Raw genomic sequence first — 23,532 nt, forward strand, 5'->3', positions numbered from 1 at the left:
TGCGATGACCTTCTGGGAAATCCTCGGCACCGTCCTGCTGCTGGCGCTCAAGAGCTTCGTGCTCCTGGCGCTTCTGCTGGTCTTCATCGCCTACGCGCTGCTCGCCGACCGCAAGATCTGGGCGGCGGTGCAGCTCCGGCGGGGTCCGAACGTGGTCGGGCCCTGGGGCCTGTTCCAGTCCTTCGCCGACCTGCTGAAGTTCGTCCTGAAGGAGCCGGTCATCCCGGCCGGCGCCAACAAGGCGCTGTTCCTGCTGGCGCCCCTGGTCTTCGCCACCCTGGCGCTCGCCGCCTGGGCGGTGATCCCGCTCGCCGAGGGCTGGGCCATCGCCGACCTGAACGTCGGCATCACCTACATCTTCGCGATCTCGTCGCTGGGCGTGTACGGCGTCCTGATGGGCGGCTGGGCCTCGAACTCGAAATACGCCTTCCTGGGCGCGCTGCGCTCGGCCGCGCAGATGATCTCCTACGAAGTCTCCCTCGGCTTCGTCATCATCTGCGTCCTGCTCTGCGCCGGCTCCCTCAACCTCTCGCGCATCGTCATGGCGCAGGACACCAGCCTCGGCATCCTGGGCTGGTACTGGCTCTGGCTGTTCCCGATGTTCGTGGTGTTCTTCATCTCGGCGCTGGCCGAGACGAACCGCCCGCCCTTCGACCTGCCGGAGGCCGAATCGGAGTTGGTCGCCGGCTACATGGTCGAGTATTCCTCGACGCCGTACCTGCTCTTCATGTTGGGCGAGTACGTGGCCATCATGACCATGTGCGCGCTGGGTACGGTGCTGTTCCTCGGCGGCTGGCTCTCCCCGATCCCGTTCGCGCCCTTCACCTGGGTGCCGGGCCTGATCTGGTTCGCCCTCAAGGCCAGCTTCCTGTTCTTCATGATCGCCATGGTGAAGGCCATGGTGCCGCGCTACCGCTACGACCAGCTTATGCGCCTAGGCTGGAAGGTGTTCCTGCCGCTCTCGCTCGTCTCGGTCGTCGTCGTCGCCTTCGTCCTCAAGCTCACCGGCCTCGCGCCGGGCGCCTGACAACCCCTCACGGAGATCCGAGCCATGAAGCTCGATCAGGTCGCTAAGGGTCTGCTGCTCAAGGAGTTCGCGTCCGGGTTCGTCCTGGCGATGAAGTACTTCTTCAAGCCGAAGGCCACGATCAACTACCCCTTCGAGATGGGCCATCGCGGCCCGCGCTTCCGGGGGGAGCACGCCCTGCGCCGCTATCCCAACGGCGAGGAGCGCTGCATCGCGTGCAAGCTGTGCGAGGCCATCTGCCCCGCCCAGGCCATCACCATCGAGGCGGGCCCGCGCCGCAACGACGGCACCCGCCGCACGACCCGCTACGACCTCGACATGGTCAAGTGCATCTATTGCGGCATGTGCCAGGAGGCCTGCCCGGTGGACGCGATCGTCGAGGGGCCGAACTTCGAGTTCTCGGTCGAGACCCGGGAGGAGCTGCTCTACGACAAGGAGAAGCTTCTCCTGAACGGCGACCGCTGGGAGCGCGAGATCGCGCGCAACCTCGCCGTGGACGCGCCCTACCGCTGAGGTGGCACCGTCCGCCGGTCGGCGGAATGAGACAGGGGACCGGTTCCGTGCCCACGGAGCCGGCCCGGGCCCGCCGAGGCGGTTGTGTGCCGCAGGGGCGGGTTCTATAGACGGGCGGCCGGTGGGCCGTGGCACATTTTCGGCAGAAGGGGCCGTCCTCGGGACGGCTGATCTCAAGAACCGCATGAGCGCAGCCGCTGCCTTCTTCTACCTGTTCGCAGGTGTGACCATCGCCTCGGGCTTCATGGTGATCGCCTCGCGCAATCCCGTGGCCTCGGTGCTCTTCCTCATCCTCGCCTTCGTGAACGCCGCCGGCCTGTTCGTGATGATGGGCGCCGAGTTCCTGGCGATGATCCTCGTGGTCGTCTACGTGGGCGCGGTCGCGGTGCTGTTCCTGTTCGTCGTGATGATGCTCGACGTGGATTTCGCGCAGCTGCGCCAGGGCTTCCAGCAATACCTGCCCATCGGCGCGCTGATCGGGGCGGTGTTCCTGATCGAGCTGCTGCTCGTGGTCGGCTCCTGGACCATCGATCCCGGCCTGGTCCAGGCGCCGCTCGGCCCCGTCGCCAGCGCCGATTCGGTCACCAACACCCAGGCGCTCGGCCGGGTGCTCTACACGGACTACGTCTTCTTCTTCCAGCTCGCCGGACTGATCCTGCTGGTCGCGATGATCGGCGCCATCGTTCTGACCCTGCGCGACCGCCCCGGCGTCAAGCGCCAGAACATCGCCGTCCAGAACGCGCGCACGCAGGGCATGGCGGTGGAGACCCGCAAGGTGCCCTCGCGCCAGGGCGTCGAAGTCTGATGGCCGGCGGAGCCACACGCGCCGGCAGACCTCGAACGGCAGAGACCGGGAGCCACATCCGATGATCGGCCTGAGCCACTACCTGACGGTCGCCGCGATCCTGTTCACGCTCGGCGTGCTCGGCATCTTCGTGAACCGCAAGAACGTCATCGTCATCCTGATGTCCATCGAGCTGATCCTGCTCGCAGTGAACATCAACCTCGTGGCCTTCTCCACCCACCTCAACGACATCACCGGACAGATCTTCGCCCTGTTCGTGCTGACGGTCGCGGCGGCGGAGGCGGCCATCGGCCTCGCCATCCTCGTCGTGTTCTTCCGAAACCGCGGCTCCATCGCGGTCGAGGACGTCAGCATGATGAAGGGCTGAGCGGAACCCGAGGCGGAACTTCCTCGACGTCCGGCGGCGCGGTCCTCGCGCCGCCAGGGCGGTGACACGAACCCCACAGGGCGCCGCCCCGGCCCCCCGCGCAGGTCGCGCGGGGTCCGGGCGCGCCCCAGGAGGCCGGACAAGCCAGCGATGTATCACGCGATCGTCTTCCTCCCGCTCGTCGGTGCGCTGCTCGCCGGCCTGTTCGGCCGCCAGCTCGGCCCGAAGCTCAGCGAGGGCATCACCACCGGCCTCCTCGCCTTCTCGGCGCTGCTGTCCTGGGGCGCCTTCCTCGAGGTGCCCGGCACCGAGCACGCCACCCGCGTGCAGGTCGCGACCTGGTTCACCGCCGGCGACCTCGTGGTCGACTGGGCCTTCCGCATCGACACCCTGACGGTGATCATGCTGGTGGTGGTGACCTCGGTCTCGACCCTCGTGCACCTCTACTCCATCGGCTACATGGAGGAGGACCCGCACCGGCCGCGCTTCTTCGCCTACCTGTCGCTGTTCACCTTCGCCATGCTGATGCTGGTGACGTCCGACAACCTCGTGCAGATGTTCTTCGGCTGGGAGGGCGTCGGCCTGGCCTCCTACCTGCTGATCGGGTTCTGGTACGAGAAGCCCTCGGCCAACGCCGCGGCCATGAAGGCCTTCATCGTCAACCGCGTCGGCGATTTCGGCTTCTCGCTGGGCATCTTCCTGGTCTTCGTGCTCACCGGCTCGATCGCCTTCGACGGCATCTTCGCCCGGGCGCCCGAGATCAAGGACGCGACCTTCCACTTCCTCGGCTACGACTGGAGCGCCTGGACGCTCGCCTGCCTGCTGCTGTTCATGGGCGCCATGGGCAAGTCGGCCCAGTTCCTGCTGCACACCTGGCTGCCGGACGCCATGGAGGGGCCGACCCCGGTCTCGGCGCTGATCCACGCCGCCACCATGGTGACGGCCGGCGTGTTCATGGTGGCGCGCCTGTCGCCGGTTTTCGAGCTCGCCCCCAACGCCCTCGTGGTGGTCACGGTCATCGGCGGCATCACGGCGTTCTTCGCGGCCACGGTCGGCCTCGTGCAGAACGACATCAAGCGCGTGATCGCCTACTCGACATGCTCGCAGCTCGGCTACATGTTCGTGGCCCTCGGCGTCGGCGCCTACTCGGCCGCGGTGTTCCACCTCTTCACCCACGCCTTCTTCAAGGCGCTGCTGTTCCTCGGGGCCGGCTCGGTCATCCACGCGATGCACCACGAGCAGGACATGCGGAACATGGGGAATCTGCGCCGCTACATCCCCTTCACCTCGGCGATGATGACCATCGGCACCCTGGCGCTGATCGGCTTCCCCTTCACGGCCGGCTACTACTCGAAGGACGCGATCATCGAGGCGGCCTACGCCTCGACCCGGCCCGGGCACACGCTGGCCTTCCTGTGCACCGTGGTCGCCGCGCTGATGACCTCGTTCTATTCCTGGCGCCTGTTCTTCATGACCTTCGAGGGACCCGCCCGCTGGGCCGGCCACGGGGCGCACCACGACGACCATTCCGCGGTGGCGCATGCGGCCGCATCGGCCCAGGCCGACGGGGCGCCGGGCCATCACGAGGGGGTGGCCCACGACGACAAGGGCCACGACGTCGAGCCGGCCTCGCACAGCGCCATCGAGCACCACGACCATGCGCACACCCCGCATGAGAGCCCGCTGGTGATGACGATCCCGCTCGGCATCCTGGCCTTCGGCGCGCTCTTCGCCGGCCTGATCTTCAAGAACCGCTTCATCGGCGAGGGCATGGAATCGTTCTGGGGCCACGCCCTCGGCCACGGTCCCGACAACCACATCATGCACGACATCCATTCGGTGCCGGCGCTGGTGGCCTATTCGCCCTTCATCATGATGCTGATCGGCTTCGTGCTGGCCTACTGGATGTATATCCGCCGGCCCGAGCTGCCGGGCCAGCTCGCCGCGCAGCAGCCAAGCCTGTACCGGTTCCTGCTCAACAAGTGGTACTTCGACGAGCTCTACGACCGGATCTTCGTCCGTCCGGCCAAGGATTTCGGCAAGTTCCTCTGGAAGGAGGCCGACGGCCGGGTCATCGACGGCATGGGCCCGGACGGCATCGCCACCCGCGTCCTCGACGTGACCCGCGGCGTGGTCCGCCTCCAGACCGGCTACGTCTACCACTACGCCTTCGTCATGCTCGTCGGCGTCGCCGCCCTCATCAGCTGGTACATGCTGACCGGCTTGCCCAAGGTCGCCCATTGATGGCCGCTGTCACCTATCGGAGCGCCCGCTAATGTTCGGCCTCGGCATCCTCTCCGGCCTCCTCATCGTGCCGCTCTGCGGCGCGGCCTTCATCCTCACCCTGGGTGAGGAGACCGAGGCCTCGAAGCGCAACGCCCGCTGGGCCGCGCTCATCACCACGCTCGCCACCTTCCTGCTCTCGCTGGTGGCCTGGGGCCGCTACGACGCGACCACCGCGAGCTTCCAGCTCGTGGAGACCCATGCCTGGCTGAGCGAGGCCACCCGGTTCAAGCTCGGGGTCGACGGCTTCTCGATGCCGCTGATCCTGCTGGCCACCTTCCTGATGCCGTTCTGCATCGGCGCCTCGTGGCTCTCGGTGAACACCCGGGTGAAGGAGTACTTCGTCGCCTTCCTCGTCCTCGAGACGACGATGATCGGCGTGTTCTGCGCCCTCGACCTGGTGCTGTTCTACCTGTTCTTCGAGGCCGGCCTGATCCCGATGTTCCTCATCATCGGCATCTGGGGCGGCAAGCGGCGCATCTACGCCAGCTTCAAGTTCTTCCTCTACACCCTGCTCGGCTCGGTGCTGATGCTGCTCGCCATCATGGCGATGTACTGGCAGGCCGGCACCACCGACATCCCGACCCTGCTGCACACCCGCTTCCCCGTGGAGATGCAGACCTGGCTCTGGCTGGCCTTCTTCGCCTCCTTCGCGGTGAAGATGCCGATGTGGCCGGTCCATACCTGGCTGCCGGACGCGCACGTGGAGGCGCCCACCGCCGGCTCGGTGATCCTGGCGGGCATCCTGCTCAAGATGGGCGGCTACGGCTTCATCCGGATCTCGCTGCCGATGTTCCCGGACGCCTCCCACGCCTTCGCCCCGATGGTGTTCGCCCTCTCGGTGATCGCGATCATCTTCACCTCGCTGATCGCGCTGATGCAGACCGACATCAAGAAGCTCATCGCCTATTCGTCGGTGGCGCATATGGGCTTCGTGACGCTCGGCCTGTTCACCATGAACGAGCAGGGCATCCAGGGCGCGCTGTTCCTGATGATCTCGCACGGCATCGTCTCGGGCGCGCTCTTCCTCTGCGTCGGCGTGGTCTACGACCGGATGCACACCCGCGAGATCGCCGCCTATGGCGGCCTCGTGAAGCGGATGCCCCTCTACGCGGCGGCCATGATGGTGTTCACCATGGCCAATGTCGGCCTGCCGGGCACCTCCGGCTTCGTCGGCGAGTTCCTCGCCATGATGGGCGCCTTCCGGGCCAACCCGACGGTGGCGTTCTTCTCGGTCTTCGGCATCATCCTGTCGGCCGGCTACGCCCTCTGGCTCTACGCCCGGGTGATCTACGGCAAGCTCGAGAAGCCCAACCTGCAGGGCATCCTCGACCTGGATCTTCGCGAAAAGATCATCATCGCGCCGCTCGTCGCCCTGACGATCTATTACGGCGTCCACCCGGCCCCCGTGCTCGACACCTTCGCGCCCTCGACGGAAGCGTTGATGCAGAGCATGCGGACCGCGCTCTCGAACACGCAGACCGCCGCGGCCACCCTGCCGCCCGCGTCGCGCTGAAGGCTTGACCCGATGAACGCCGCTCAGATCGTCATGCCCGCGCTCGGGCCCGCCCTGCCGGAGCTGATCCTCAGCCTCGGCGTGCTGGTGCTGATCCTCTACGGCGCGTTCCGGGGCGAGCGCTCCGCCGAGGGCGTCAATGTCGGCGCGCTGGTCCTGCTGGTGGTCGCGCTGTTCGCGGTCATGTCCCAGTCGGGCGCCCGGATCACGACCCTGAACGGCTCCTTCATCGTCGACAACTTCTCGAAGGTGATGAAGGCCCTGATCCTGCTCGGCTCGGCGGCCTCGATCCTGCTCTCGCGCGACTACTTCCAGCGCGAGCGTATCGACCGGTTCGAGTTTCCGATCCTGCTGATCCTCTGCACCATCGGCATGATGGTGATGGCCTCGGCCAACGACCTGATCTCGCTCTATCTCGGCCTCGAGCTGCAGTCGCTCGCCGCCTACGTGATCGCCGCCTTCCACCGGGACAACCTGAAGTCCACGGAGGCCGGGCTGAAGTACTTCGTCCTCGGGGCGCTCTCCTCGGGCATGCTGCTCTACGGCGCCTCCCTGGTCTACGGCTTCACCGGCACCGTCTCGTTCCCCGGCATCGTCGCGGCGCTGGACGGCACGGCGAGCTTCGGCATCGTGCTCGGCATCGTCTTCGTGGCGGCCGGCGTCGCCTTCAAGCTCGCCGCCGTGCCGTTCCACATGTGGACGCCCGACGTCTACGAGGGCTCGCCGACGCCCGTCACCGCCTTCTTCGCCTCGGCGCCCAAGATGGCCGCCATGGCGATGACGGTGCGGCTCTTCATCGGCGCCTTCCCGGACGTGACCGCGGTCTGGCAGCAGATCATCGTCTTCGTGGCGATCGCCTCGATGGCTCTGGGCTCCTTCGCGGCGATCGGCCAGCGCTCCCTGAAGCGCCTGATGGCCTATTCCTCCATCGGCAATGTCGGCTACGCCCTGGTCGGCCTCGCGGCCGGCTCGCAGGCGGGCATCAGCGGCGTGGTGGTCTACATGATCATCTACCTGGCGATGACGCTCGGCGCCTTCGCGGTGCTGCTGTCGCTGCGCCGCGGCGGCCAGATGTTCGAGACCGTGGACGACCTCGCCGGCCTGTCGCGCACCCATCCGGTCATGGCCTTCTGCCTCGCCGCGATGATGTTCTCGCTGGCCGGCATCCCGCCGCTGGCCGGGTTCTTCGCCAAGTACTACGTCTTCCTCGCCGCCATCCAGTCGGGGCTCGTGGCCCTGGCGGTCATCGGCGTCGTCACCAGCGTGGTCGGGGCGTTCTACTACCTGCGCGTCGTCAAGGTGATGTATTTCGACGAGCCGGTGGCGGCCTACGAGCCGATGGCGCCGGGCCCCCGCATCGTCCTCGCGCTCGCGAGCCTGGTCGTGGTGCTGCTCGGCATCGTCCCGGGTCCCCTGGTCGGGGCCGCGGGCGCCGCCGCCAAGTCGCTGTTCTAGGGCGTTGAGCGGCTACGCCCTCGGCATCCAGGCGCGGACGGAGGGGCACCGCCTCCACGTGCACGACCGCCTCGGCTCCACCAACACCGAGGCGCTGGAGCGGTTTCGCGATGGCGAGGCCGGGCCGCTCTGGGTGGTGGCGCACCGGCAGGAGGCGGGCCGCGGCCGTCGCGGCAACGCCTGGGTCTCCGAGCCCGGAAACCTCGCCGCCAGCCTGCTCTGGCCCGTGGACGACGTCGACCCGGCACAGGTGCCGACCCTCGGCTTCGTCGCCGGCCTCGCCCTGGCCTCCGCCCTCGCGGCCTGCGGAATCGCCGGGTGCCGGCTGAAATGGCCCAACGACGTCCTGGCCGCGGGCGCCAAGCTCGCGGGGCTCCTGCTGGAGGCCGAGAGCCGGCCCGGCGGGCGCCGCGCGGTGGTGATGGGCTTCGGCGTCAACGTCGCTGCGACGCCGCAGGGCTTGCCTTATCGCGCCACGTGCCTCAGGCAGATGCAGTACGACACGCGCGCCGAGGATCTGTTCGTCCACCTGACGGACGGACTCGTCGACGCCGCGCGACTCTGGGAGTGTGGCCGCGGATTCTCGAGGATCCGCGAGCGCTGGATCGCTGACGCGGCCGGGATCGGCGCGCCGGTTTCGGTGCGGACAGGCGACACCCTCGTACACGGAATTTTCGAGACGATCGACGAGGCAGGACGGCTCGTGGTCCGATCGGAGGATGGGACGCGACGGACCGTGACGGCGGGCGAGGTGCATCTGGGAACGGCCGCGACGGCGGCTTGAGGTTTGGACGGACAATGACGACAGGGCAAGACGAACTCGTCTTCGTGCCGCTCGGCGGCGTGGGCGAGATCGGCATGAACGCGGCGCTCTACGGCTTCGGCCCCCCGAAGCGGCGCAAATGGATCATGGTCGATTGCGGCATGGGCTTCGCCGGCGAGGAGGGATTCCCCGGCATCGACCTGATGTTCCCGGATCTCAGCTTCATCGAGGAGCGCAAGGACGACCTCCTGGCCATCTTCATCACCCACGCGCACGAGGACCATATCGGCGCGATCGGCGAGCTCTGGCCCAAGCTGAAGGCGCCCGTCTACGCGACGCGCTTCGCCAAGAACCTCCTCGAGGCCCGCCGCCTGAGCGAGCCGGGCGCGCCCAAGGTCGTCCTCAAGGAGATCCAGGCCGGCCGCCGGGTCCAGATCGGCCCGTTCGAGATCGAGTACGTCCCCGTCTCGCACTCGATCCCCGAGTCGAACGCGGTCGCGATCCGGACGCCGCACGGCCTCCTGCTCCACACCGGCGACTGGAAGCTCGACCCGACCCCGATCCTCGGCGACGTGACCTCGGAGGCCGCCTTCCGGGCCCTCGGCGACGAGGGCATCCTGGCGATGATCAGCGATTCGACCAACGTCGTGCGCGAGGGGCGCTCCCCCAGCGAGGCCGAGGTCGCCGCCACCCTGCGCGAGCTGATCTCCGAGGCCCCCAACCGGGTCGCGGTGACCACCTTCGCCTCCAACGTCGCCCGCATGCGCGCGGTGGCGGAGGCCGCCCAGGCCTGCGGCCGCGAGGTGGTCGCGGTCGGCCGCGCCATGGACCGGGTCATCGCGGTCGCCCGCGAATGCGGCTTCCTCGACGGACTGCCGGAGTTCCGGTCTTCGGACAGCTACGGCTACCTGCCCCGCGACAAGGTCGTGGCCCTGCTCACGGGCTCCCAGGGCGAGGAGCGCGCCGCGCTCGCCCGGGTCTCGCGCGACGACCATCCCGACATCACCCTGGCGGCGGGCGACCGCGTCATCTTCTCCTCGCGGGCGATCCCCGGCAACGAGCGGGCGGTGGGCGCGATCATCAACGACCTCATCAATGCCGGCATCGAGGTGGTCACCGACCGCACGAAGCTCGTCCACGTCTCGGGCCACCCCCGGCGCGACGAGATGGCGGAGATGTATGCCTGGACCCGGCCGCAGACGGCGATCCCCGTCCACGGCGAGGCCCTGCACCTCGACGAGCATGCGCGCTTCGCCCGGGCCCAGGGCGTGCCGAACATCGTCAAGGCCCGCAACGGCAGCGTCGTGCGCCTCGCGCCCGGCACGCCGGAGATCGTCGACCACGTCAAGGCCGGGCGCCTGTTCAAGGATGGCAACGTCCTGATCGACGCCAAGGACCGGGCCATCCCCGAGCGCCGCAAGCTGGCGCAGGCCGGCCTCGTCTCGGTGGCCATCGCCATCGACGTGCAGGGCGAGGTCCTGGGCGAGCCCGCCATCGACATCATCGGCCTGCCCAATCGCGGCCGGAACGGTCAGGCGATGCTCGACGTCGTCGTCGAATCGGTCTCGCGCACGCTCTCGGGCCTGTCGAAGCAGAAGCGCAAGGACGCCGAGGGGACCGAGAAGGCCGTCGACCGCGCGATCCGCTCGGCGGTCAACGAGGTCTGGGGCAAGAAGCCCGCCTGCCACGTGCAGGTGGTCGAGGTCTAATGCTGAAACCCTCCCCCCTCTGCGGGGGAGGGGCGTCGCCGATGCGGGTGGGTTGCGCGGGACGCCGGCGCGCAGCACACCGTCATCCCGGGGCCGCGCAGCGGAGCCCGGGATCCAGAACCACAGGTTTCGTCGCGTCCGGCACCGTCGGCGGCTCTGGATTCCGGGCTCGCCTGCGGCGCCCCGGAACGACATCGCGGTGCCATCGATATCGCCCCGCTCGACGGGGGAGGGGTGGCGTGACCGTTTTGGGGAAGGAAGGGGAGGACATCATGATCGGACGCCTGAACCATGTCGCCATCGCGGTGCGCGATCTCGACGCCGCCTGCGCCATCTACCGGGACACGCTCGGGGCCACCGTGACGGAGCCGCTGCCGCAGCCCGAGCACGGCGTCACCGTGGTGTTCGTCAACCTGCCCAACAGCAAGGTCGAGCTGATGTCGCCGCTCGGCGCGGGCTCGCCGATCGAGAGCTTCGTGGAGCGCAATCCCAACGGCGGCGTGCATCACGTCTGCTACGAGGTCGACGACATCATCGCCGCCCGCGACAAGCTGAAGGCCCAGGGGGCCCGCGTCCTCGGCACCGGCGAACCGAAGATCGGCGCCCACGGCAAGCCCGTGCTGTTCCTCCACCCGAAGGACTTCCTCGGCACCCTGGTCGAGCTGGAGCAGGTCTGAGCCGGATGGGCACCGTCCTCCAGACCCTGGCGGCCTCCACCCTGCGCACCGTGGCGGTGATGGTGGCGGTGCTCGCCGCGGTGGTCGTCCTCGCGGTGGGCCTGTTCAAGCTCACCGTGTTCGGGGCGCTCGCCCTGTATTTCGTGGTCTGGTGGACCCTGCTCTTCGTCATCCTGCCGCTGCGCAACCAGGTCGAGACCGATCCGGAGCGGATCGTGCCCGGGCAGGATCCGGGGGCGCCCGCCGCCCCGCGCCTGCGCGAGAAGGCGATCCTCACCTCCGTCCTGGCGAGCGTCGTCTTCCTGGCGGCGATCCAGGTCTTCGAGCTGGCCGGCCTCTGAGAGCGTCCGGGCCCCCGGGCTTCCGACGCGCAGGAGGGCGCGAACCTGACACCGTCAGCGGCTCTGGATTCCGGGCTCGCCTACGGCGCCCCGGAATGACGGTGTGGGGCTATCTGCGATCGCCCTACCGGGACGGGTAGGCCGGGTCCGGACACCCGCGCGCAGCACGCCGTCATCCCGGGGCCGCGCAGCGGAGCCCGGGATCCAGATCCGTAGGGGGTGCCGAACCTGACGCCGTCGGCGGTTCCGGGTGGCACGCGGCCGGCGCGCCCCTTCGGGTCCGGGCTCGCCTGCGGCGCCCCGGACTGACAGGGCGGTGCCGTCTGCGCGTGCGCCGCCTTCCAGTGAGAACAAGCCGTCGCGCGGATCACGCCGCAGCGGCGACAGCCTCGCGCAAGCGGCGAGACATAAAAAAAGCAAGGCCTAAGCCTTGCTTTTATGAAGATGGTAGTCGGTTCAGCCTCGATTGTCTCACGCATTGCTGACGGCGTGGCGGCTGAAATTCCTCCCGAGACTCGGACCGTGCGGCGCTGCTGCTTGGCAGCGCGATCATCACGGACGCGCTTATAGGAATAACAATTCCCATTGTCACCTGCTTGATGAAACATTCCTGCGCTTTCCTACCGGAATGCGCGCCGGCGCCGGGCGCGGACGATCCGCTCCGGGAGGGGCGAAACGCCACGCTGCGGAGCAGTGTCGCCCCGCTGCGCTTGTGTTTTCCCGATGCAATGTGTTGTGTGCCGGGGCGTGCCGCCGACCCGCTGGCGCGCTGTTTCCAGGGTCTTCCATGCGTCTCTCCCGCTACTTCCTGCCGACCTTGCGCGAGACGCCCAAGGAGGCCGAGATCGTCTCCCACCGCCTCATGCTGCGCGCCGGGCTGGTGCGCCAGGAGGCGGCCGGCATCTATGCCTGGCTGCCGCTGGGCCTGCGCGTCCTGAACAAGGTCTGCGCGGTGATCCGCGAGGAGCAGGACCGGGCGGGCGCCATCGAGATCCTGATGCCGGCGATCCAGTCGGCCGAGCTCTGGCGCGAATCCGGCCGCTACGAGGCCTACGGCAAGGAGATGCTCCGCATCGCCGACCGCCACGACCGCGAGATGCTGTTCGGCCCCACCGCCGAGGAGGTCGTCACCGAGATCTTCCGCGGGACCGTGAAATCCTACAAGGACCTGCCGAAGAACCTCTACCAGATCTCCTGGAAGTTCCGCGACGAGGTCCGCCCGCGCTTCGGCACCATGCGCTCGCGCGAATTCCTGATGAAGGACGCCTATTCCTTCGACATCGACCAGGCCGCCGCCCGCCACGCCTACAACCGGATGTTCGTGGCCTACCTGCGCACCTTCGCGGGCCTCGGCCTGAAGGCGATCCCGATGCGGGCCGATACCGGCCCGATCGGCGGCGACCTCAGCCACGAATTCATCATCCTGGCCCAGACCGGCGAGAGCGAGGTCTACTGCGACAGCCAGTATCTCGACTTCGAGGTCCCGCCGGTCAGCACCGACTTCGAGGACGTGGCCGCCCTGCAGGGCACCGTCGACCGCTGGACCTCGCTCTACGCCGCCACCTCCGAGATGCACGAGCCGGCCGCCTTCGCCGAGGTGCAGGCCGACAAGCAGATGGCCGCGCGCGGCATCGAGGTCGGGCACATCTTCTACTTCGGCACCAAGTATTCCGAACCGATGGGCGCCAAGGTCACCGGCCCCGACGGCGTCGAGCGCCCGGTCCACATGGGCTCCTACGGCATCGGCCCGAGCCGCCTCGTGGCGGCGATCATCGAGGCGAGCCACGACGAGGCCGGGATCATCTGGCCCGACGCGGTGGCGCCCTTCGACGTGGCGCTGATCAACCTCAAGACCGGGGACGCCGCCACCGACGCCGCCTGCGGCGAGATCCAGGCCACCCTGGAGGCGGCCGGCCTCAGCGTGCTCTACGACGACCGCGACGAGCGCCCGGGCGCCAAGTTCGCCACCGCCGACCTCATCGGCCTGCCCTGGCAGGTCATCGTCGGGCCGCGCGGCCTCGCCGAGGGCAAGGTCGAGCTGAAGCGTCGGGCCGGCGGCGAGCGGGAGACCATCGCGCCGATCGATCTCCTCGCCCGTCTGAAGCGGCTCTGAGGCCCCCCATGGCGGCGACCCTGACGGACAGGCTTGCGGGCCTTCGCGCCCGGTTCCGGCGCGGGAGCACGCCGCCCTTCGCCGGGTTCGAGTGGATCATCGCCGGGCGCTACCTGCGGGCCCGGCGCCGGGGCGGCGGCGTCTCCGTGGTGGCGTTCTTCTCGCTGCTCGGCATCGCCCTCGGCGTCGCCACGCTGATCATCGTGCTGTCGGTGATGAACGGCTTCCGCACCGAACTCCTGTCGAAGATCGTCGGCATCAACGGCCACGTCTTCGTCGCGCCGATCGACACGCTCTTCACCGACTATGCCGACCTCTCCGAGCGCCTGTCCAAGGTCGCCGGGGTGCGGGCGGCCATCCCCCTGGTCGAGGGTCAGGCCTTCGCCTCCTCGCCCTATGGCGGCGCCGGCAGCGGCGTGCTGGTGCGCGGCATCCGGGGCGAGGACCTCGGCAAGATCGGCGCCATCGCGAGCAACATCAAGGGCGGCAGCCTGGAGGGCTTCGACGACGGCTCGGGCGTCGCCATCGGCCGGCGCCTGGCCGAATCCCTCGGCGTCCAGGCCGGCGATCAGATCAACCTGCTGACCCCGAAGGGCGCCTCGACCCCCTTCGGCACGGCGCCGCGCACCAAGGGCTACACCATCAGGGCGATCTTCGAGATCGGCATGACCGAGTTCGATTCGACCTTCGTGTTCATGCCGCTCACCGAGGCGCAGGCCTTCTTCAACCGGGACGCCGACGTCAGCCTGATCGAGATCTACCTCGACAACGCCGAGACGGTGGCGGCCATGCGGCCCGACCTCGAGATGGCGGCCGAGCGCCCGGTGCTGCTCACCGACTGGCGCCAGCGCAACCGGACCTTCTTCGGCGCCCTGGAGGTGGAGCGGAACGTGATGTTCCTGATCCTCAGCCTGATCGTCGTGGTGGCGACCCTGAACATCATCTCGGGGCTGATCCTGCTGGTGCGCGACAAGTCGAGCGACATCGCCATCCTGCGCACCATGGGGGCGACGCCGGGCACCATCATGCGGGTGTTCCTCATCAACGGCGCGCTGATCGGCGTGGTCGGCACCCTGAGCGGCCTCGGCCTCGGCGTCCTGATCACGATGAACATCAAGGGCATCCAGCGGGTGCTGTTCCCCTCCGCCTGGGACCCGACCGTGCGCTTCCTCGCCGAGATCCCGGCCGAGATGAACGCCAACGAGATCACCGTGGTGGTCGTCACCTCCATCGCCCTGTCGCTGATCGCGACGCTGTATCCCTCGTGGCGCGCCGCCCGGCTCGATCCGGTGCAGGCCCTGCGCTACGGCTGAGGCCCGAACATCCATGACCACGAAAGCCGAGGCGCCCGGCGCGCAGCCGGTCCCGGCCCTGTTCTTCGCCAAGGTGGAGCGGCGCTACACGCAAGGGGCGGGCGCTCTAGAGATCCTGCGGCAGGCGGATTTCGCGATCTGGCCGGGCGAGCTCGTCGCCCTGGTGGCGCCCTCGGGCGCCGGCAAGAGCACGCTCCTGCACCTCGCGGGCCTGCTGGAGCGCCCGGATGGCGGCGAGATCTACGTGGGCGGCAACCCCACCGCCGCGATGGCGGATGCCGAGCGCACCCGCCTGCGCCGCGAGGAGATGGGCTTCGTCTACCAGTTCCACCACCTCCTGCCGGAATTCTCCGCCCTGGAGAACGTGGTCATGCCCCAGCTCATCCGCGGGCTGTCCCAGCGCGAGGCGCGGGCGCGGGCGAGCGAACTCCTGAGCTTCCTCGGCCTGAAGGAGCGCCTGCTGCACCGGCCGGCCGAGCTCTCGGGCGGGGAGCAGCAGCGCGTCGCCATCGCCCGGGCGGTGGCCAACGGCCCGCGCCTGCTCCTGGCCGACGAGCCCACCGGCAACCTCGACCCGCACACCGCGGCCCATGTCTTCGGCATCCTGGTCTCGCTGGTGCGCGCCTCCGGCCTCGCCGCCCTGGTGGCCACCCACAACATGGACCTGGCCGCCCGCATGGACCGGCGCGTGACGATCCGGGACGGGCTGATCGAGCAGATGCCCTGAGGGGGCCGCCTTGAACCCTCGGTGCTGCCGAGCCACGGGCAGAAACCTGTACAGATAGGTCTGCGGTCCATGACCCATGTCGGCTTCGGCGAGTTGCGCAGGAACCGCGCGACCCGTTTCAATTGCGTCGAGGCCGACCGCACGGCGTTGGTGGTGACGCGGCAGAACCACGAGGATCTCGTGATCCTGCCCCTGGCCGAGCTCGAGAGCCTGCGGGAGACCCTTCACCTCCTGGGCACGCCCGCGAATGCCCGCCGACTGACGGAAGGGATGGCGCAGCTCGATGCGGGCGGCGGGACGGAGCGGGACCTGATCCAGCCGTGAAGCTGGTCTGGTCGGACCATGCCTGGGACGATCACCGCCACGGGCGGGCGACCGACCGCACGACATTCCGGCGCATCGACGCACTGATCGGACAGGCGCGGCGAAACCCGTTCCGGGGCCTTGGCAAGCCCGAGCCCCTGCAGGGCAATCCCGAGGGCTGGTGGTCGCGCCGGATCACCGGGGCGCATCGCCTGGTCTATCGGGGCGCCGGCCAGGGTGCGGAGCCGGCGCTCGAGATCCTCCAGTGCCGCTGGCGCTACGACGGCGAGATTTGCATCCGATCAGGTGGGGTCGAAGGCATCGCAGCCTGCGGCCGTCGGGTCGTTGCGGCATGCGTCCGGTGCGAAGCGTCTGAAGGCTGGCTCGAGGGTGTCGCGGAGGTCCGCGCCCGTGCGGGCGGCCTGGGCATGCAGGCCCGCCTTGCGCTCGGCGAAGGCGAGTTCGATCGGATTCGAGTCGGGCGGCCGGTCGAGCAGCCGGGCGCCCGTGCGCGGCGCCAGCGTGCAGAGCTCGAGGCCGTCGCGGGTCTCCCAGCGCACCGCCGGGCTCCGGCGCTGGGCGGGCGTCGGCCGGGCCGGGCGCGTCGCCGCCGCCGCCGCGGGGTCGAGATCGGCCCGGGCGAGGCCGCGCCGGCGCCCGCTGCGGCGGATCGCCAGGGCGAGGAGGCGGGCGGGCCGGTCACAGCCGGGCCGCGAGGCCGTCCCCGACCCGGAGGGCGTTGGCGATGATCGTCAGGGTCGGGTTCACGGCGCCGATCGAGGGGAAGAAGCTCGCATCGGTGACGTAGAGGTTGTCGATGCCGTGGGCCCGGCAATCGAGGTCGAGCACCGAGGTGGCCGGGTCCTCGCCGAAGCGCAGCGTCCCGGCCTGGTGCGCGGTGCCGCCGATGGGCGTGTCCTTGCCGAGGTAGAGCGAGCGGTCGAACAGGTGCGGGTGCACGTCGAGCTTGCCGCAGAGGTCGCGCAGCTTCTGTTTCAGGCGTCGATGCCCCTCCATGTTGCTCTCGGTCAGGTCGAGGCGGACCCGGCCGCCCTCGTAGAAGATCCGGTTCTCCGGCCGGGGCAGGTCCTCCGAGGTCAGCCAGAAGTCGAGGGAATGCTTGGCGATCCAGTCGAAGGGCTTCTCGGGAAACCATTGCAGGAAGCCCGGCAGGCCCTCGCCGTGGATCTGCGTGCCGTCGGATTTGCCGACCATCTGGATGTGGCCCAGCGGGAAGTCCCAGTCGTCCGAGCCGAAGTAGAAGTCGTTCAGCCCGAGGGTCTTCTGGAACTTCGTCGGGTTCGGGGTGCGCGAGACCGCCAGCACGGTGGCGTTGTTGTGGCGCATGTAGTTGCGCCCGACCTGGCCGGAGGCGTTGGCGAGCCCGTGCGGGTGCGCGTCGTTGGCCGAGCGCAGCATCAGCAGCGCCGAGGAGAGGGCGCCGCAGGCCACCACCACGATGTCGCCCGTCACCGTGCGGCGCCGGCCCTCGCGCACGAGCTCGACCCCGGTGATCGCGCGCCCGCTCGGGCTGGTCAGCAGGCGCTCCACGTAGGCGCCGGTCCAGAGGGTGAGGTTCGGGTACCGGGCGAGCGCCGGGTCGACGCAGATGATCTGCGCGTCGGCCTTGCCGTTGGTCAGGCAGGGATAGCCGTCGAAGGCGTCGCAGCGGATGCAGGCCGAGTGCGGCAGGGCCTGGCCGTCGCGCTCGTCGAGGAGCACGCCCACCGGCAGGTGGAAGGGCCGGTGGCCCTCGCGCTTCAACCCGTCGAAGAGTTCCTGGATGCGCGGCTCGTGGGAGACCGGCGGGTAGGCGTAGGGCTTGGGCGCGGGCGGCTCGGTGGGGTCCTCGCCGCGCAGGCCGTGCACGTGGAAGAGTTCCTCCGCCGCCTGGTAGTAGGGCTCGAAGGTGTCGTACTTCACCGGCCATTCGGGCGCGTCGCCGTCGGGGTGGCGCACCACGTCGAAGTCGCGGGCGCGCAGGCGCAGCAGCACCGAGCCGTAGACCTTGCTGTTGCCGCCCACGTAGTAGTGCAGGCCCGGGTGGAAGCTGCGTCCGTCGGCGCCGTACCAGGTCTCGGGCGCCTGGTAGCGGGCATCCACGAACACGGCCTGGCTGTCCCAGTTCTCGCGCTCGCGCGGCAGGTAGCCGCCGCGCTCCAGCAGCAGCACGCGCTTGCCGGTCTGGGCCAGGCGCCAGGCCATGGTGCCGCCGCCGGGGCCCGAGCCCACGATGACCACGTCGTAATGCTCGTCGCTCATGGGGGTCCTTCGCTGATGACAGCCCTCACGCCAGGGGGCCTTCGTGCCAGGGGGCCTTCGTGCAAGGGGGCCTTCGTACAAGTGGGCTTTCGCGGGTCCGGGGTGCGGCCCGGAGCAGGCCGCGGATGCCGGCGCCGTGCCGGCCGGAAGTGGTCGCGCCGACGTGAGGCCTCCGACGCTTCGAACGTTTGAACCGGCACGCGGGTGCCGCGTTCAACCGCCGACGGCATCACGTTCGCTTGGGGCGGCCGGCTTCACGTCCGGGGCCGTCACCCCCGGAGTCGGCTTCGCTTCCGGGGCTGGCGTCCATGCGGGGTGCCCTCTGCGTCTCCGGGCGACCTCTCGGCGCCCGTCTCAGGTCTGGACCGCTCCGTGATCGCACTCAGCCTCGTCGTCGCCTTCGCGGTCCGGCTCCTCCTGGTGCTGCTGTTCCTGCCCTTCAGTGCCCTGGACAAGATCCTGAATTTTCGCGGGGCGGTGGGCCAGGCGCGGGAGCGCGTCGCCAGCACCGGGCTCGCCCGCGCCCTCATCCTCGCCGGGCTCTTCGTCGAGGTGGTGATGTCGGCCGGCATCCTCACCGGCATCGCCGACCGGGCCGCCGCCTTCGTGCTCGCCGGCTATTGCGGCGTCACCGCCCTCCTGTGGAAGCAGTTCTGGCGCCCGGGCGACTTCTGGGCCGGCGGCGACAGCAAGGGCCGGGGCCTGTTCTGGGACTTCCTGAAGAACTTCGCCCTGGCCGGCGGGTTTCTGCTCATCACCTTCGGCACCGGGGCCGACACGGTGCGGCTCTTCCTCGCCGATCCGCTGGCCTCCTCGCAGCCCTACCGCACCACCCCTTTTCCCGAGCCCGCCCGTTTTCCCGAGCCCGTCAGGACAAGCCCATGAGTGATGCCACGCGTGACGAGACCGCCCCCGAGAAACCCCGCGTGCCCTACTGGCACCTCTGGACCGACGCCGAGGGCGTCAGCCACCAGACCCGCTGCGCGCTCACGGATTTCGACATGAAGTCGATGCAGCCGCCGGCCGACCCGCAATGGCAGGGCACCAAGACCCATGACGGCGCCACCGTGATGGTGACGGTGCAGCCGGTGGGCTGGACCGGCGCCTGGCACGAGAACCCGAAGCCGCAATGGATCGTCCCGCTCTCCGGGCGCTGGTTCGTCGAATCGATGGACGGCACCCGGGTCGAGATGGGACCCGGTGAGATCTCCTTCGGGGAGGACCAGAACACCAGGGCGGTGGACGGACGCCAGGGGCACCTCTCCGGCACCGTCGGCGACGAACCCGCCGTGCTGATGGTGGTGCAGTTCGATTCCCCGCCCACCCTCGCCACCCCCTGCCGGTTCCGGTAGCGCCATGGCGTCCCCGCTCCCGAATCCGGGCTTCGAGGTCGTCGATCCGCGCTTTGCCGGGTACCTGCTCGGCAATGCCGAACTCGAGGAGATCGCCACGGGCTTCCGCTGGATCGAGGGGCCGGTCTGGTTCGGGGATGCCGACTGCCTCCTGTTCCAGGACCTGCCGCGCGACCGCACCATGCGCTGGAGCGAGGCGGAAGGGCTGTCCGTCTACCGGGCGCCCTCGCACTTCGCCAACGGCCAGACCCGCGACCGCCAGGGCCGGCTGATCGCCTGCTCGCACCGGAACCGCTGCCTCACCCGCACCGCGTATGACGGCGCCGTCACCACCCTCGTCACCCACCATGCCGGGCGCCGCCTCAACGCGCCGAACGACGTGGTGGTGGCCTCCGACGGCGGGATCTGGTTCACCGATCCGGTCTACGGCATTTCCAACGACTACGAGGGCGGCCGCCAGGCCTCCGAGCAGCCGCCAGCGCTCTACCGCCTGGACCCGGATTCGGGCGAGATCCGCGCCATGGCCACCGATTTCGACGGCCCGAACGGGCTCGCCTTCTCCCCCGACGAGCGAAGGCTCTACGTCTCCGAGACCGGCGACCAGAGCCGGCCGAACCCGCGCCAGTTCATCCGCGTCTTCGATGTCGGACCGGACTTCGCGCTCTCCGGCGGCGGGGTCTTCCACACCGTGGAGCCCGGCTACTGCGACGGGATGCGGGTCGACGAGGACGGCAACGTCTGGAGCAGCGCCGCCGACGGCGTCCACTGCATCGACCCGGACGGCCATCTCATGGGCAAGATCTTCGTGCCCCACCGGGTCTCGAACCTCGCCTTCGGCGGACGGATGAAGAACCGCCTGTTCATCGGCGGCTCGCACACCCTCTACGCCATCTTCCTCAACCGGCGCGGGGCGCAGACGCCGTGAGCGCCGGCCCGCCGAGCCCCGCAGGCCTCCGCCTGAGCCGCATCCGCCTGGTCAGTGCCGACCCCGAGGCCCTGGCCGTGTTCTTCACCGCGGCCCTCGGCTTCACCCGTGTGACCTCGACGCGACCCCCGGTCGACCGGCGAACCACTTCCGGCGCGACGATCGTGCCCCTCCGGCTCGGCGCGCAGGCCGTCGACCTCGTCGGATTCGACCGGCCGGGCCGGCCCTATCCGGACGCCGTGCCGGGCTGGAGCCCCCTGTTCCAGCACATCGCCCTCGTGGTCTCGGACATGGCCGCCGCCCATGCCCGCCTCGCCGCCTGCCCGGGCTGGCGCCCGATCTCCACGGCCGGGCCGGAGCGGCTGCCCGCGGCCTCGGGCGGGGTGAGCGCCTTCAAGTTTCGCGACCCCGAAGGGCATCCCCTTGAATTCCTTGCATTTCCCGCCTCCGGGATACCCGAGATCTGGCGCCGGGCGGGGCCGGATCCCTGCCTCGGCATCGACCATTCGGCCCTCTCGGTGACGGACACCGCCGCGAGCCTCGCCTTCTATGCGGGCCTCGGCTTCTCGGTGACGGCGCAGTCCATCAATGTCGGGCCCGAGCAGGCCCGCCTCGACGGCGTGCCCGACCCGCACGTCACCGTGACGGGCCTGACTCCGCCGGGCGCCCCGACGCCGCACGTCGAACTTCTTGATTACGCTGGTGAATTTTCCCGCGACGCGCAGCCTTGCGGAGACCGCGACATCGCCGCCACCGTCCTGGTCTTCGAGGGCGCCGGCGGTGAGCCCCGCCAACTCCGCGACCCGGACGGCCATCGCCTCCTCCTGACCTGAGGCCCCGCGCCGGAACGGGCCGGTTGCCCGAGCGGCGGCGGGCGTCCCTCGTCGCTGCTCCGGATCCGCACGGGCTGGGGGCCCAGGGTCATGGGAGCAGGGTCATGAGATCAGGGTCATGGGATGACCGATTTCTTCTGATGCAGATAGGCCGGGTCGAACTCCGCGCGGTTCGTCAGGGCGTCCCAATCGTGGATGACGAGGCGCTGGCCCTGGAGGGTCAGCAGACCCTGTCCGCGCAGTTCCTGCAGGACGCGGTTGACATGCACGTTCGAGACGCCGATCGCGTCGGCGATGTCGCCCTGCGTCAGGGCCATCTCGCAGGTGAAGTCCCGCGCCAGTCCCAGGGCGTGAAGCTTCAGATAGATCTCGCAGAACAGATGGGTGATCCGGCCGAGCGTCGAGCGCCGGCCGATATTGGTCATCCACTCCCGGAAGATCGCGGCATCCACGAGTGTGTCGCGCCAGAGGGCGGCCGTGATGCCGGGATAATTGCGGGTGAGGTCGAGCAACGCCTCATGCGGGATGAAGGCCAGCGTGCAGGCTGTAAGCGTGCTGAGGCTGTGATCCATCACCGGCAGGTGCAGGCTCTGCAGGTCCGGGATGTCGCCCGGGATGTGAACCGACAGGATCTGACGCTTGCCCTCGTCGAGGAGCTTGTAGCGGAAGGCCCACCCCTCCAGCAGAAGGCAGCACTGCTTGGGATGATCGCCGTCGCGCACGATGTCTTGATGGGCGCCCAGGTGGCGGCGCGTCACCGGCAGGCCCTCGATCGCCCGACGCTCCGCATCGGAGACCGTGATGATGGTCTCCAGCTTCCGAATGAGCATGCTGAGATCGGCACCAGCGGCGAGGCTCATTGCGAAAATGCCTTTCTTGGGAAGGTTTGATGTCGACAGGTCTAGGTTCTGAGGGTCTGACGACCGCCAGTCTCCCAGGGAAGGGGAGGCGTGTCGAAATCCCATAGCGCGGCCGGGCCGCTCCGTCGTCATCTTGTAGCATGAAGACCGAGAGGGAGGCGCCAACTTTGGCCGTCGGTGTCGCCACAGACGATCATCGCGCGAACGGCAGCGCTCTGACGCTTCGCCGGGCGTGCCAGCCTTCGAAGTAGCCTGCGAAGTCCTGCGCCGGATCGAGACCCGGCGCGAGCGGGACCGCCAGGCTCTGGAGGCGCTCTTCGCCGGCAGCCATGGGCTGCCCGAGGGCGAGGATGGCCGCATCATCCCGCCTGCCCCCGATCCCGGACGTCGCATCGGAATCCCACCGGTTCGTGCGGGCGGGGCAGGGCCGGGCGGGGACAGCTGTTGAGACTTGAGCCGCCCGGCCCCTATCGGAGCGCTGACCTTGGGAAGGAGGCACTTCGATCGGTATGGAAGATCCGCGCCCTCTGGACCGGATCTTCGTGAGACACCTGCGATGTCGGCACCGCGGGCGCGGGTTTCAACCGCGACGCGGCCCTGCGCCGGTGACAGGCCCCGGCCATTGTCTCGGTCCTCGCGGAGAAGCGCGGCGCCCCGTTTCAGAGCCCGCACCGGGCCATGCCCGACGTCCGTTACGTGTACCGCGAGCATCGACGAAGATCACGCAGGTCCTCGTGAAGTCTGCCCGTCGGAGTCTCAGGATCGTCCCGCTCCAGGGGTCGGCCCCCTACGTGTCGTCGCGCCAAATGGCTGTGGACTTGGTCGACCACGGCACCGTACAATCATTCCAAAGACGAAGCCGTCGCCGCGGAGATCTGGCGGAGCACGGCTCACGACTGGGCAACACGGCAGGAAACGCATGATCCGTCTGAACCTGAACGGCACCGTCCGCGAGGTCGAGGCCGAGCCCGATACGCCGCTCCTCTGGGTTATCCGCGAGCAGGCGGGCCTGACCGGCACGAAGTACGGCTGCGGCATCGCCCAGTGCGGGGCCTGCACGGTGCACATCGACGGCACGGCGGTGCGCTCCTGCTCGATGCCGGTCTCCAGCGTCACGCCGGACCAGAAGATCGTGACGATCGAGGGCCTGTCAAAGGACCGCTCCCACCCGGTGCAGAAGGCCTGGGCCGAACTCGACGTGCCGCAATGCGGCTTCTGCCAATCCGGGATGATCATGGCGTCGGCGGCCTTGCTGGCCCAGAACCCCCACCCGAGCGAGGCGCAGATCCGCTCCGAGATCACCAACATCTGTCGCTGCGGCACCTACAACCGTGTTCTCGCCGGCATCAAGCTCGCCGCCGATGGCGGCCAGGCCGGTTGAGGAGAGA

The 23,532-nt window shown here is 69.2% G+C and carries 23 protein-coding genes and 1 pseudogene; 21 read left to right on the top strand and 3 right to left on the bottom strand.

What is annotated here, in order from left to right; translation table 11 throughout:
- Positions 1–4: 4 nt before the first annotated feature.
- The 16 genes and pseudogenes from nuoH to ACXJY8_RS20800 form a co-directional block, all read left to right on the top strand.
- Positions 5–1,027: an NADH-quinone oxidoreductase subunit NuoH gene (gene nuoH / locus ACXJY8_RS20725; RefSeq protein WP_463773066.1), complete on the top strand. Its 1,023-nt coding sequence runs from the start codon at positions 5–7 to the stop codon at positions 1,025–1,027.
- Between the two features lie 24 nt (positions 1,028–1,051).
- Entirely contained in the window at positions 1,052–1,540 is a 489-nt protein-coding gene (gene nuoI, locus ACXJY8_RS20730) for an NADH-quinone oxidoreductase subunit NuoI (RefSeq protein ID WP_055947361.1), read from the top strand.
- 184 nt (positions 1,541–1,724) lie between these two features.
- Entirely contained in the window at positions 1,725–2,345 is a 621-nt protein-coding gene (locus ACXJY8_RS20735; RefSeq protein WP_463773069.1) for an NADH-quinone oxidoreductase subunit J, read from the top strand.
- Positions 2,346–2,406: 61 nt separating this feature from the next.
- Positions 2,407–2,712, top strand: coding sequence for an NADH-quinone oxidoreductase subunit NuoK (gene nuoK, locus ACXJY8_RS20740; RefSeq protein WP_463773071.1), 306 nt, complete (start codon positions 2,407–2,409; stop codon positions 2,710–2,712).
- A 150-nt stretch (positions 2,713–2,862) separates the two neighbouring features.
- A complete protein-coding gene (gene nuoL, locus ACXJY8_RS20745; protein ID WP_463773073.1) occupies positions 2,863–4,956 on the top strand; it encodes an NADH-quinone oxidoreductase subunit L in 2,094 nt (697 codons plus the stop codon).
- 31 nt (positions 4,957–4,987) lie between these two features.
- Positions 4,988–6,511, top strand: a complete 1,524-nt coding sequence (locus tag ACXJY8_RS20750) for an NADH-quinone oxidoreductase subunit M (RefSeq protein WP_463773075.1) — start codon at positions 4,988–4,990, stop codon at positions 6,509–6,511.
- Between the two features lie 12 nt (positions 6,512–6,523).
- Entirely contained in the window at positions 6,524–7,966 is a 1,443-nt protein-coding gene (gene nuoN / locus ACXJY8_RS20755; RefSeq protein ID WP_463773081.1) for an NADH-quinone oxidoreductase subunit NuoN, read from the top strand.
- Positions 7,967–7,970: 4 nt separating this feature from the next.
- Positions 7,971–8,750, top strand: coding sequence for a biotin--[acetyl-CoA-carboxylase] ligase (locus ACXJY8_RS20760; RefSeq protein ID WP_463773084.1), 780 nt, complete (start codon positions 7,971–7,973; stop codon positions 8,748–8,750).
- 14 nt (positions 8,751–8,764) lie between these two features.
- Positions 8,765–10,438, top strand: a complete 1,674-nt coding sequence (locus ACXJY8_RS20765; RefSeq protein WP_463773090.1) for a ribonuclease J — start codon at positions 8,765–8,767, stop codon at positions 10,436–10,438.
- A gap of 272 nt (positions 10,439–10,710) precedes the next feature.
- Positions 10,711–11,115 (top strand): methylmalonyl-CoA epimerase, encoded by a 405-nt coding sequence (mce, locus tag ACXJY8_RS20770; protein WP_463773094.1) that lies wholly within the window; start codon positions 10,711–10,713, stop codon positions 11,113–11,115.
- 5 nt (positions 11,116–11,120) lie between these two features.
- Positions 11,121–11,456 carry a DUF1467 family protein gene (locus ACXJY8_RS20775; protein ID WP_463773097.1) on the top strand — a complete coding sequence of 112 codons (336 nt, stop codon included), beginning with the start codon at positions 11,121–11,123 and terminating at the stop codon, positions 11,454–11,456.
- A 787-nt stretch (positions 11,457–12,243) separates the two neighbouring features.
- The gene (gene proS / locus ACXJY8_RS20780; protein WP_463773099.1) at positions 12,244–13,569 is read left to right on the top strand and encodes a proline--tRNA ligase; all 1,326 of its coding nucleotides are present in this window, start codon (positions 12,244–12,246) and stop codon (positions 13,567–13,569) included.
- 8 nt (positions 13,570–13,577) lie between these two features.
- Positions 13,578–14,882, top strand: a complete 1,305-nt coding sequence (locus ACXJY8_RS20785) for a lipoprotein-releasing ABC transporter permease subunit (protein ID WP_463773101.1) — start codon at positions 13,578–13,580, stop codon at positions 14,880–14,882.
- A 13-nt stretch (positions 14,883–14,895) separates the two neighbouring features.
- Positions 14,896–15,609: an ABC transporter ATP-binding protein gene (locus ACXJY8_RS20790; RefSeq protein WP_463773104.1), complete on the top strand. Its 714-nt coding sequence runs from the start codon at positions 14,896–14,898 to the stop codon at positions 15,607–15,609.
- Between the two features lie 69 nt (positions 15,610–15,678).
- Entirely contained in the window at positions 15,679–15,933 is a 255-nt protein-coding gene (locus ACXJY8_RS20795) for a type II toxin-antitoxin system Phd/YefM family antitoxin (protein ID WP_463773106.1), read from the top strand.
- Positions 15,930–16,181, top strand: a pseudogene (locus ACXJY8_RS20800) (Txe/YoeB family addiction module toxin); the annotation flags it as partial. The gene ACXJY8_RS20795 and the pseudogene ACXJY8_RS20800, both read left to right, overlap by 4 nt.
- A gap of 33 nt (positions 16,182–16,214) precedes the next feature.
- Here ACXJY8_RS20800 and ACXJY8_RS20805 read toward each other — a convergent pair.
- A complete protein-coding gene (locus tag ACXJY8_RS20805) occupies positions 16,215–16,472 on the bottom strand; it encodes a hypothetical protein (protein WP_463780940.1) in 258 nt (85 codons plus the stop codon).
- Between the two features lie 139 nt (positions 16,473–16,611).
- Positions 16,612–18,174, bottom strand: a complete 1,563-nt coding sequence (locus ACXJY8_RS20810) for a GMC family oxidoreductase (protein ID WP_463773109.1) — start codon at positions 18,172–18,174, stop codon at positions 16,612–16,614.
- A 372-nt stretch (positions 18,175–18,546) separates the two neighbouring features.
- On the opposite strand from ACXJY8_RS20810, the gene ACXJY8_RS20815 reads away from it, so the two are divergent.
- The 4 genes from ACXJY8_RS20815 to ACXJY8_RS20830 are packed head-to-tail and all read left to right on the top strand — an operon-like array spanning position 18,547 to position 21,284.
- Positions 18,547–19,059 carry a DoxX family membrane protein gene (locus tag ACXJY8_RS20815; protein WP_463773111.1) on the top strand — a complete coding sequence of 171 codons (513 nt, stop codon included), beginning with the start codon at positions 18,547–18,549 and terminating at the stop codon, positions 19,057–19,059.
- Positions 19,056–19,526, top strand: a complete 471-nt coding sequence (locus tag ACXJY8_RS20820; RefSeq protein WP_463773114.1) for a cupin domain-containing protein — start codon at positions 19,056–19,058, stop codon at positions 19,524–19,526. The genes ACXJY8_RS20815 and ACXJY8_RS20820 overlap by 4 nt, the downstream gene beginning before the upstream one ends.
- A gap of 4 nt (positions 19,527–19,530) precedes the next feature.
- A complete protein-coding gene (locus ACXJY8_RS20825) occupies positions 19,531–20,451 on the top strand; it encodes an SMP-30/gluconolactonase/LRE family protein (RefSeq protein ID WP_463773116.1) in 921 nt (306 codons plus the stop codon).
- Positions 20,448–21,284: a VOC family protein gene (locus tag ACXJY8_RS20830; protein WP_463773119.1), complete on the top strand. Its 837-nt coding sequence runs from the start codon at positions 20,448–20,450 to the stop codon at positions 21,282–21,284. The genes ACXJY8_RS20825 and ACXJY8_RS20830 overlap by 4 nt, the downstream gene beginning before the upstream one ends.
- Positions 21,285–21,400: 116 nt before the next feature.
- Here ACXJY8_RS20830 and ACXJY8_RS20835 read toward each other — a convergent pair whose 3' ends face one another.
- Complete coding sequence (locus ACXJY8_RS20835) at positions 21,401–22,114, bottom strand: Crp/Fnr family transcriptional regulator (protein WP_463773123.1); 714 nt, start codon at positions 22,112–22,114, stop codon at positions 21,401–21,403.
- Between the two features lie 949 nt (positions 22,115–23,063).
- On the opposite strand from ACXJY8_RS20835, the gene ACXJY8_RS20840 reads away from it, so the two are divergent.
- Positions 23,064–23,525 carry a (2Fe-2S)-binding protein gene (locus ACXJY8_RS20840; protein ID WP_463773126.1) on the top strand — a complete coding sequence of 154 codons (462 nt, stop codon included), beginning with the start codon at positions 23,064–23,066 and terminating at the stop codon, positions 23,523–23,525.
- Positions 23,526–23,532 lie beyond the last annotated feature (7 nt).

It is taken from the genome of Methylobacterium sp. TK31, assembly GCF_055361545.1.

What these genes read in the sequence shown, in the direction of transcription:
- nuoH (WP_463773066.1), top strand. Translation starts at nt 5, where the DNA reads ATGACCTTCTGGGAAATCCTCGGCACCGTCCTGCTGCTGGCGCTCAAG.
- nuoI (WP_055947361.1), top strand. Translation starts at nt 1,052, where the DNA reads ATGAAGCTCGATCAGGTCGCTAAGGGTCTGCTGCTCAAGGAGTTCGCG.
- ACXJY8_RS20735 (WP_463773069.1), top strand. Translation starts at nt 1,725, where the DNA reads ATGAGCGCAGCCGCTGCCTTCTTCTACCTGTTCGCAGGTGTGACCATC.
- nuoK (WP_463773071.1), top strand. Translation starts at nt 2,407, where the DNA reads ATGATCGGCCTGAGCCACTACCTGACGGTCGCCGCGATCCTGTTCACG.
- nuoL (WP_463773073.1), top strand. Translation starts at nt 2,863, where the DNA reads ATGTATCACGCGATCGTCTTCCTCCCGCTCGTCGGTGCGCTGCTCGCC.
- ACXJY8_RS20750 (WP_463773075.1), top strand. Translation starts at nt 4,988, where the DNA reads ATGTTCGGCCTCGGCATCCTCTCCGGCCTCCTCATCGTGCCGCTCTGC.
- nuoN (WP_463773081.1), top strand. Translation starts at nt 6,524, where the DNA reads ATGAACGCCGCTCAGATCGTCATGCCCGCGCTCGGGCCCGCCCTGCCG.
- ACXJY8_RS20765 (WP_463773090.1), top strand. Translation starts at nt 8,765, where the DNA reads ATGACGACAGGGCAAGACGAACTCGTCTTCGTGCCGCTCGGCGGCGTG.
- mce (WP_463773094.1), top strand. Translation starts at nt 10,711, where the DNA reads ATGATCGGACGCCTGAACCATGTCGCCATCGCGGTGCGCGATCTCGAC.
- ACXJY8_RS20775 (WP_463773097.1), top strand. Translation starts at nt 11,121, where the DNA reads ATGGGCACCGTCCTCCAGACCCTGGCGGCCTCCACCCTGCGCACCGTG.
- proS (WP_463773099.1), top strand. Translation starts at nt 12,244, where the DNA reads ATGCGTCTCTCCCGCTACTTCCTGCCGACCTTGCGCGAGACGCCCAAG.
- ACXJY8_RS20785 (WP_463773101.1), top strand. Translation starts at nt 13,578, where the DNA reads ATGGCGGCGACCCTGACGGACAGGCTTGCGGGCCTTCGCGCCCGGTTC.
- ACXJY8_RS20790 (WP_463773104.1), top strand. Translation starts at nt 14,896, where the DNA reads ATGACCACGAAAGCCGAGGCGCCCGGCGCGCAGCCGGTCCCGGCCCTG.
- ACXJY8_RS20795 (WP_463773106.1), top strand. Translation starts at nt 15,679, where the DNA reads ATGACCCATGTCGGCTTCGGCGAGTTGCGCAGGAACCGCGCGACCCGT.
- ACXJY8_RS20810 (WP_463773109.1), bottom strand. Translation starts at nt 18,174, where the DNA reads ATGAGCGACGAGCATTACGACGTGGTCATCGTGGGCTCGGGCCCCGGC.
- ACXJY8_RS20820 (WP_463773114.1), top strand. Translation starts at nt 19,056, where the DNA reads ATGAGTGATGCCACGCGTGACGAGACCGCCCCCGAGAAACCCCGCGTG.
- ACXJY8_RS20825 (WP_463773116.1), top strand. Translation starts at nt 19,531, where the DNA reads ATGGCGTCCCCGCTCCCGAATCCGGGCTTCGAGGTCGTCGATCCGCGC.
- ACXJY8_RS20835 (WP_463773123.1), bottom strand. Translation starts at nt 22,114, where the DNA reads ATGCTCATTCGGAAGCTGGAGACCATCATCACGGTCTCCGATGCGGAG.
- ACXJY8_RS20840 (WP_463773126.1), top strand. Translation starts at nt 23,064, where the DNA reads ATGATCCGTCTGAACCTGAACGGCACCGTCCGCGAGGTCGAGGCCGAG.